Source organism: Brevibacillus ginsengisoli, from assembly GCF_050113715.1.
Lineage (GTDB): Bacteria > Bacillota > Bacilli > Brevibacillales > Brevibacillaceae > Brevibacillus_H > Brevibacillus_H ginsengisoli.
Map to the genome: position 1 here is coordinate 59,381 of NZ_JBNJQR010000014.1, position 8,499 is coordinate 67,879.

Sequence of the window (8,499 nt, forward strand, 5' to 3'; positions counted from 1 at the left end):
CGTTTTACCTCCTTAATACTTCATGCAGCGCTTCCTCAATCGTTCGAACGCCGATGACTTCAATATCATTGAATGTATCTAAGCCGCGAGTATTTTTTTCAGGAATGATGACGCGCTTAAAGCCCAGTTTGGCTGCTTCCCTTATGCGCTGCTCAATTCTCGATACCCCTCTGACCTCACCGGTTAAACCAATTTCTCCAATTACGACGTCATAGGGATTGGTGGCCTGATCTCGAAAACTACTCGCAATACTGATGGCGATCGCTAAATCGACTGCTGGTTCATCCAAGCGTACACCGCCAGCCACATTCACATACGCGTCCTGATTCTGCAACATCATTCCGACTCGTTTCTCCAGCACGGCCATAATCATAGCGATACGCTGATGGTCAACCCCTGTAGACATGCGTCTCGGGGTAACAAAGCTGGTTGGAGAGACAAGCGCTTGCAGCTCCACTAGTACCGGACGCGTGCCCTCGATACTGGCGAGGACGGTAGAGCCTGCTACCCCAACTGGCCGTTCTGCCAAAAAGATCTCCGAAGGATTGGCGACTTCCGCAAGTCCACGCTCTTTCATCTCAAAGATACCGATCTCATTAGTAGACCCAAAGCGATTCTTTACGGCACGTAAGATCCTAAACGTGTTATGACGCTCTCCCTCAAAATACAGAACAGCATCCACCATATGCTCCAGCATGCGAGGCCCAGCAATAGCTCCTTCCTTCGTTACGTGACCCACGATGAAGGTAGCAATCCCCCTGCCTTTGGCAATTCTCATGAGCTGGGCGGTCGTCTCCCGAACTTGCGCTACGCTTCCGGCCGCAGAAGTGATTGTTGGATGATAAACTGTTTGGATGGAGTCGATGATCATCACAGCGGGTGTTACTGCCGAAATTTGCTGTTCAATCAATTCCAGATCAGTTTCGGCAACCACATACAGATTGGGGGTTTGCACACCTAACCGATCTGCGCGAAGTTTAATCTGCTTGACGGACTCTTCACCGGAAACATAGAGAACCTTATGCCCTTGATGCGCAAGCGCAAAAGAAGTTTGGAGCAATAAGGTTGATTTTCCTATTCCGGGATCTCCACCTACAAGAATTAACGAGCCTAAAACCAAGCCACCGCCTAGTACACGATTCAGTTCATCCATCGATGTATCGAGACGCGGTTCTTCGTTGCTTTCGACATCTGTTAATGGAAGTGCGGTCTGTTTGCCGGATGTGTGTGACGAGCCAAAGGAGGGCGTTTTCTTCATCAGCTCTTCAACCAGCGTATTCCAGCTGTTGCATCCAGGACATTTTCCCAGCCATTTCGGGCTTTCGTAGCCACATTCCTGGCAGACGAATTTTGTTTTGTACTTAGACATACATATACTCCTGACCAGTCATTATTATTTCTTCTTTAACAGAAAAATCCTACTCTATACTGTACCCCATTGCAGAAAGTTGAGCAAAGAAAAGTTGCTCATATCCTCTCCAAAAAAAGGGAGCACCCATTCAGTGCTCCCTTCTCGTTTCATTCAACAGTTATTTGGTTGTCGGTTCTAACCCTTTAACAATCAGCTTGCCGTCTTCCGCATCAATGGTAACGGTATCCCCTTTGTTAATGGTTCCTTTGAGCAGCTCTTCAGAGAGGCGGTCTTCAATGTTGCGTTGGATGGCACGACGCAATGGACGCGCGCCATAAGCGGGATCAAAGCCTTCCTTGGCCAAAATTTTCTTCGCTTCATCTGTGAGCTGGAAGTCAATGTTTTGTTCTTTCAAACGTTTACGCAATTCGTCGGTCATGAGAGAGACGATTTGCTCGATATGCTCCTGCTCCAAGGAATGGAACACGATCACTTCATCAATACGGTTCAGGAATTCAGGACGGAAGCTGCGTTTCAGTTCATCCATCACTTTATCCTTCATATCTTGGTATTTCTTCTCCGTGTCGCCTGTTGTAAATCCGAGGGAGGTATTTTTCTTAATCATGTTCGCACCCACGTTAGAGGTCATGATCACTACCGTATTACGGAAGTCAACCGTACGTCCCTTGGAATCGGTTAATCGACCATCATCCAATACCTGCAAGAGGATGTTAAACACGTCAGGATGTGCTTTCTCAATCTCGTCGAGGAGGATGACAGAGTATGGTTTACGGCGAACTTTTTCTGTTAATTGACCGCCCTCGTCATATCCAACGTATCCTGGAGGCGCTCCAACCAGACGGGCGGTAGAATGCTTCTCCATGTACTCGGACATGTCAATGCGAATCATGGAATCTTCATCGCCGAACAACGCTTCCGCCACGGCACGAGCCAATTCTGTTTTACCTACCCCAGTTGGGCCAAGGAAGATGAAGGAACCGATTGGACGCTTCGGATCTTTCAAGCCGGCACGGGCACGACGTACAGCTCTGGAGATGGATTTGACTGCTTCGTCCTGGCCAATGACACGATCGTGCAAGATCTCTTCCATTTTGAGTAGTCGCTCTGTCTCTTCTTCTTTCAGTTTGACTACCGGAATTCCCGTCCAGTTAGCCACTACATGGGCAATGTCTTCTGGAGTCACTTCCATGTTCAGTTTTCCTTGGCGTTCTTTCCAGTCTTTCTTGGTGGTTTCTAGCTCTTCACGCAGCTTCTGTTCTTGATCACGAAGTGCTGCGGCTTCCTCAAATTCCTGAGATTGAACAGCAGCGTCCTTCTCCTTGCGAACCTCTTCCAATCTTGCTTCCAGTTCCTTGAGGTTAGGTGGAACCGTGAAGGATTGGAGACGGACTTTGGATGCGGCTTCATCAACCAGGTCAATAGCCTTGTCTGGCAGGAAACGATCCGTAATGTAACGATCAGACAGCCGTACCGCTTGATCGATTGCTTCATCGGTAATTTTCACACGGTGATGAGCTTCATAGCGATCACGCAAGCCGTGGAGAATTTTAATCGCATCCTCAACATTCGGTTCATTTACTTGAATCGGTTGGAAACGTCGTTCTAAGGCCGCATCTTTTTCTATATATTTGCGATATTCATCTAAGGTGGTCGCTCCTACACATTGCAGTTCCCCACGAGCAAGCGCTGGTTTCAGGATGTTGGAAGCGTCAATCGCACCTTCCGCACCCCCTGCGCCGATCAATGTATGCAACTCGTCAATGAACAGGATGATGTTGCCTGCTTGGCGAATCTCATCCATGATTTTCTTCAAGCGATCCTCGAACTCCCCACGATATTTGGTGCCGGCTACAACCGTTCCCATATCAAGCGTCATGACGCGTTTCTCGCGGAGCGTTTCCGGAATTTCGTTGTTGACGATTTTTTGTGCGAGTCCTTCGGCAATCGCGGTTTTACCAACACCCGGCTCACCGATCAATACTGGGTTGTTTTTGGTTCGGCGACTCAACACCTGGATAACACGCTCGATCTCTTTTTGGCGCCCGATTACAGGGTCTAAGCCACCTTCACGAGCCATCGCCGTTAAGTCACGAGCCAAGCTATCGAGAGTAGGCGTATTGGCCGCCACAGCATTGCCGGACGGTTGATGGGATGCCATCATCTCGGAGCTTCCAAGCAGCTGCAGAACTTGCTGGCGCGCTTTATTCAAACTAACGCCCAGGTTGTTCAGAATACGAGCAGCCACCCCTTCACCTTCACGAATCAAGCCTAATAAAATATGTTCCGTTCCCACGTAGGTATGTCCCAGTTTACGAGCTTCGTCCATGGACAGCTCAATTACTTTTTTGGCGCGTGGAGTGTAGTTGATATTGCTTGGTTGTTCGGCGCCGCGGCCAATCAGCGATTCTACTTCGCTTTGGATTTTGTCTAATCCAAGTCCGAGTGCTTGTAGTGCCTTCGCGGCGATACCTTCTCCCTCACGGATCAAACCTAACAACACATGTTCTGTTCCGATATCTTTATGTCCCAGACGGACTGCTTCCTCTTGCGCTAGTGCGAGTACTTTTTGTGCACGTTCTGTAAAACGACCAAACATCATAATTCATACACCTCCACAAAGCATTCTTTGTAATCAACGGTCCTACCGTTTTATATTGGTTTTTCGACGGACAAACGCTCGCGAATGAGCCTAGCCCTTCGTTCATCCCGTTGTTCCGGGGTCAACTTCTGTCCGGCATGCTGTTGCAAAAATCCAGGTTGAGTCGAAACTAGCAGCTCGTTCAGGACAAGGGACGGTAGGTTCTTAATAATCCCCATGTCAATCCCTAACCGAACATCCGACATTCGTTGGGAAGCTTCCTTGGACTCAACGGTACGCGCATATAACAATATGCCGTAAGATCGACAAATGCGATCCTCCAAAGCGGTCCGTGAATGTTCGAAAAGATACTGTCTAGCCGTTCTCTCCTGCTGAATGATTTGGTTTGCGACGCTGTAGAGGTTGGATAAAATATCAGATTCCGACATCCCTAGCGTCACCTGATTGGACAGTTGGAATAAGTTCCCCAACGCTTCACTGCCTTCTCCGTACAGCCCACGAACCACCAATCCCACTTGATTAATGGCCTGCAAGATTTGACTGATCTGCTGAGTCATGACAAGAGCAGGCAAATGCAGCATAACGGATGCTCTTATCCCAGTTCCGGCATTCGTCGGGCAGCTGGTTAAGTATCCACGCTTTTCATCAAAGGCGTAGTCGACAAACTTTTCAAAAATATCATCTATACTGGTACCTACATCCCAAGCTTCGGTCAATTGAAAGCCTGGCATCAACACCTGAATCCGAATATGATCCTCTTCATTGATCATAATGCTGACTGATTCATCCTCTTTTAACAAAACGGCACCTTTTCTTGCGTCTTGTGCCAGGTTAGGGCTGATGAGATGTTTTTCCACCAAAACCCGTTTCTCCAGAGGATTTAAATCTTCCATCTTGATCAGTTCAAAAGGCCCTTTGGCGCTCATATCCTTTTGTCCCACTACATTCATCATTTTGTTTACGACGGCTTCCGCTTGTGAGTCGGTAGCCAGTAATGGGAACGGATGTTGACGAAGGTTACGAGCGATACGAATTCTGGTGCTAATGACGATATCTGAGTCGGGGCCAATCCCTTTCATCCAATTGCTCCAAGGATGTTGCATAAAACGTTGCAGGGACATCACATTCACCTCCTCAAGAACCACCCTGATTAATTTGTTGTTCCAAGGCACGAATTCGGTCGCGTATATCAGCAGCTTTTTCAAACTCTTCTGTAGCAATGTAGTGCTTCAGGGATTGTTTTAGCTGTTCTAGATCGTTTCTTAACTTAATTTCTCCACCCGTTCGCTCCGGCACTTTCCCAATGTGATGGGTGTTGCCGTGAATCCGACGAAACAGTGGATCGAGACGCTCACCAAAGTGATGATAGCAGTCACTGCAGCCAAATCTTCCGCTTTTACTAAATTGGGAATAGGTCAATCCGCAGGTCTCACAGCGAAGCGCCTTGGTCTGAGCCATGGTTGATTGGTTGGAAGCTGCTGTGCCCTTATTCATCGGGTCAAAATTAAGCAAGCCTGATAGCAAGTTGTTGATGCTGAAATTTGAAAAACCGGAAATTACATTTCCCTTTTCCTTGGCGCAAACTTCACACAGATGCGTCTCCGTTTTCTCGCCACTGATGATTTTGGTTAAATGTAAGGTAGCCGGTCTTTTACCGCATTCTTCACAGTTCATACGTTTCACCCCTTAGCAACTGGTGATTAGAACATTACTTAATGAGAATTGAGGTAATCATATGCTTCAGTATATTGGCCCTTAGGCGATCGTGTAACGGGCCTTCCACGAATATTACCGTTCGGGATATGGCTGTCTTCATTAACTGAGATTCCCGAACACTTATCAATCCATCGTCAAGTAATCGATCAATAATCGCATAACCAACACCTTGAGAGATACTATCGCCAATCAGTTCTTCCGTCAGCATCTGTTGAAGCATGGAGTTGCTAAGAATCTGCACTTTACGTATGCGGATATATCCTCCTCCACCTCGTTTACTCTCAACAAGATACCCTTTCTCGACCGTAAATCGTGTATTGATAACGTAATTAATCTGAGAGGGCACGCATTGAAACAGATCGGCTATTTCGCTTCGTTGTATTTCTATCCAGCTTTCAGGGCTATCCTGGAGGATACTCTTCAAGTGCTGTTCGATGATATCCGAAATGTTGCGCATCCGCGTCCCGCCTCCTTTTTTAAATTTTCAACTTGCAGTAGCCTTAGCATTGCCGTTGATCAATTGTTGACTTTGACTATATTTGACTTAAATTATAATTATTTTTTCTAAAAACGCAAGTAGTCTACCCGTCTCCACTATTCTTAACGAAATCAGCGAAGTTGAATCATCGGAAACTAGCCATGCACTTAGCTCCATATAGAAAAAACCATTCCCCTATACAGGAATGGTTTTAGGTCGATCGTACATCATTTACTTTTTAGGGATTTGAATGTGGTGCAGAATGTCCTCAAAGTTCTTGATGATCACATCCGCTTGATCCAACTCACCCGGAGTAGCAAATCCAAAATCACAGCCAATGGTTTTGAGCCCGTTGGACCGCCCGGCTTCGATATCAGAATGACGATCGCCCACCATCACGGCTTGCTCAATTTGGTAGTCGGCTACTAATTTTTTTACTAAATCAATCTTGGACTTAGTTCGAAATCGTCCAGCCGAGTATAAATCGGTAAACAAAGGCTTTAATTCAAAATATGAGCAAACTTCATCAATGTAACTTTCCAACCCGTTGCTGGCAACGAATAATTCAGCCCCATTGCTCTTTAATTCTTGAAGTACATGGCGAACCCTGGGATAAAGGTCAGTTACGCCTTCTTTTAACAGCTGGCTTTCGTGTTCCAACATGAAGCGATTGGCTTCGTGCTTCACTTCATGGTCAGCATTTGGCAGCAGGGTTTCCCATAACTGATCCAATGTCATACCTAACACATTCGTTAATTCCTGTTCGCTAGGAATTGGTCCGTTCCACAACTTTTTTGCTTTCAAATCCTCAAATGTGCGTAAAAATGCAGGAGTGGCCAGCTTCTCAGTCTGCAGCAAGGTTCCATCCATATCAAAAAACACAGCAAATCGAATTGTCATCGGTTGGATTCACTCCTTGGGCTCAGTCTTGGAGGTTTGACCTTTTCATTGCTTCCATGTCAGCCGTAATAAATTGTGTAATATTTTCTGCTGCGTTTGGCTTGGCAATGACTAGATCCATTTTTTTCATGCTCTCTACTTTGGACTTGTTTGCCAAAAGTTCTTCAATAAAGTAAATAAGCTGCTCAATCACATTGGCATGTACAGCACAACCATTGTTCAAGAGAAAATGACTGTTTCGTTCTTCCTGTCCGGGCAGCGGGTTATAAATGATCATGGGAACCTGCTTGCTCAATACCTCAGCGGAGGTTAAACCTCCCGATTTGGTTACAATGATGTCGGCAATTTCCAAGTATTCATGGAAGTTGGTTACATATTTAAGCGGAATAACCTCGTGTCGGTAGTTGTAGTTTGTCACTTTTTTGTACAATTTTTCGTTTGTCCCTGTTAACACAAACACCTTTAACGGCTGATCAATATATTCAAGACCCTGTAATACCTTCTCCATCGGGCCAATTCCCAAACCTCCACCTGATAAAATGATGACTTTTTGATCAGGTGATACGCCATATTGATTGGCAAGCTCCGTTTTATTCAACGGCTCAGAGAATTTCTTCACGATCGGTATTCCCATAGGCTTAAACTTATGGTGCGGCTGCTTGTAGATATCCACCAAGTAATACAAATGTTCGTGACCGATAAAGTAGTAATTGATATGATGGTTAATCCATGAAGGATGTATCGTGTAGTCTGTGATAATCGTATAAATCGGGACTTCCCACTCGTTTCGCCCCTTCAATACTGACAGCATGCAGCTGGCAAACGGATGAGTCGCGATAAACGCGTCGGGATTGACACTGCTAATCAGTTTCTTAAGCTTATTAGCCAGTAGCTTGTTCATGATCACGTTCATATCAAAAAAACGTGACTTCTCTGTATTGTGATAGATTCTCCCCCACATTTTCGGCGAAAGCTTTAGTAGGTTCGTATAGCTCTCCAACAAAATTTTGTGGAAAGTGGGACTAATATATTCCAAGGTGTCGATAATCATCGAAGTATAGCCATTGGCGGCCAAGCTTTCTTGCATCGCTCTGGCTGCTTGATTATGTCCGTTACCAATCGAGGCGGAAAAAATCAAGACTTTTTTCATTTGAATTCTCCTTCGCTGGCTCCGTCCTCCATTTTTCCAAATGGATGAATTTGGGACTTCCACTACCATGTTAGACTAGTTGCATTTCATTTTGCAAGCTTAACCGTATGTAAAAATAAAAAACCCCAACCTTTAATAGTTGAGGACTTATTACGCTATGGTTGTACCTTCAAAACTGGATAACCCGATATGCTAAGAGATTAAAACGTGGATAAGTCCTCGACCGATTAGTATTCGTCAGCTCCATGCGTTGCCGCACTTCCACACCGAACCTATCAACCTCA

Annotated in this window: 7 protein-coding genes; all 7 read right to left on the reverse strand. The window is 45.8% G+C overall.

The window, feature by feature from the left end:
• Positions 1 to 4: 4 nt before the first annotated feature.
• Positions 5 to 1,369: a DNA repair protein RadA gene (gene radA, locus ACQCN2_RS22775; RefSeq protein ID WP_426931262.1), complete on the reverse strand. Its 1,365-nt coding sequence runs from the start codon at positions 1,367 to 1,369 to the stop codon at positions 5 to 7.
• A 160-nt stretch (positions 1,370 to 1,529) separates the two neighbouring features.
• On the reverse strand, positions 1,530 to 3,971 hold the full coding sequence (locus ACQCN2_RS22780; protein ID WP_426931263.1) for an ATP-dependent Clp protease ATP-binding subunit: 2,442 nt from the start codon (positions 3,969 to 3,971) through the stop codon (positions 1,530 to 1,532).
• Positions 3,972 to 4,021: 50 nt separating this feature from the next.
• Positions 4,022 to 5,092 (reverse strand): protein-arginine kinase McsB, encoded by a 1,071-nt coding sequence (mcsB, locus tag ACQCN2_RS22785; RefSeq protein ID WP_426931264.1) that lies wholly within the window; start codon positions 5,090 to 5,092, stop codon positions 4,022 to 4,024.
• 13 nt (positions 5,093 to 5,105) lie between these two features.
• Positions 5,106 to 5,645 (reverse strand): protein-arginine kinase activator protein McsA, encoded by a 540-nt coding sequence (gene mcsA / locus ACQCN2_RS22790; protein ID WP_426931265.1) that lies wholly within the window; start codon positions 5,643 to 5,645, stop codon positions 5,106 to 5,108.
• A gap of 34 nt (positions 5,646 to 5,679) precedes the next feature.
• On the reverse strand, positions 5,680 to 6,144 hold the full coding sequence (locus tag ACQCN2_RS22795; RefSeq protein WP_426931266.1) for a CtsR family transcriptional regulator: 465 nt from the start codon (positions 6,142 to 6,144) through the stop codon (positions 5,680 to 5,682).
• 252 nt (positions 6,145 to 6,396) lie between these two features.
• Positions 6,397 to 7,065 carry an HAD-IA family hydrolase gene (locus ACQCN2_RS22800; protein ID WP_426931267.1) on the reverse strand — a complete coding sequence of 223 codons (669 nt, stop codon included), beginning with the start codon at positions 7,063 to 7,065 and terminating at the stop codon, positions 6,397 to 6,399.
• 22 nt (positions 7,066 to 7,087) lie between these two features.
• Positions 7,088 to 8,215: an MGDG synthase family glycosyltransferase gene (locus ACQCN2_RS22805; protein WP_426931268.1), complete on the reverse strand. Its 1,128-nt coding sequence runs from the start codon at positions 8,213 to 8,215 to the stop codon at positions 7,088 to 7,090.
• Between the last annotated feature and the right edge of the window lie 284 nt (positions 8,216 to 8,499).

Coding starts and splice junctions, on each gene's coding strand:
- radA (WP_426931262.1), bottom strand. CDS start 1,369: ATGTCTAAGTACAAAACAAAATTCGTCTGCCAGGAATGTGGCTACGAA.
- ACQCN2_RS22780 (WP_426931263.1), bottom strand. CDS start 3,971: ATGATGTTTGGTCGTTTTACAGAACGTGCACAAAAAGTACTCGCACTA.
- mcsB (WP_426931264.1), bottom strand. CDS start 5,092: ATGTCCCTGCAACGTTTTATGCAACATCCTTGGAGCAATTGGATGAAA.
- mcsA (WP_426931265.1), bottom strand. CDS start 5,645: ATGAACTGTGAAGAATGCGGTAAAAGACCGGCTACCTTACATTTAACC.
- ACQCN2_RS22795 (WP_426931266.1), bottom strand. CDS start 6,144: ATGCGCAACATTTCGGATATCATCGAACAGCACTTGAAGAGTATCCTC.
- ACQCN2_RS22800 (WP_426931267.1), bottom strand. CDS start 7,065: ATGACAATTCGATTTGCTGTGTTTTTTGATATGGATGGAACCTTGCTG.
- ACQCN2_RS22805 (WP_426931268.1), bottom strand. CDS start 8,215: ATGAAAAAAGTCTTGATTTTTTCCGCCTCGATTGGTAACGGACATAAT.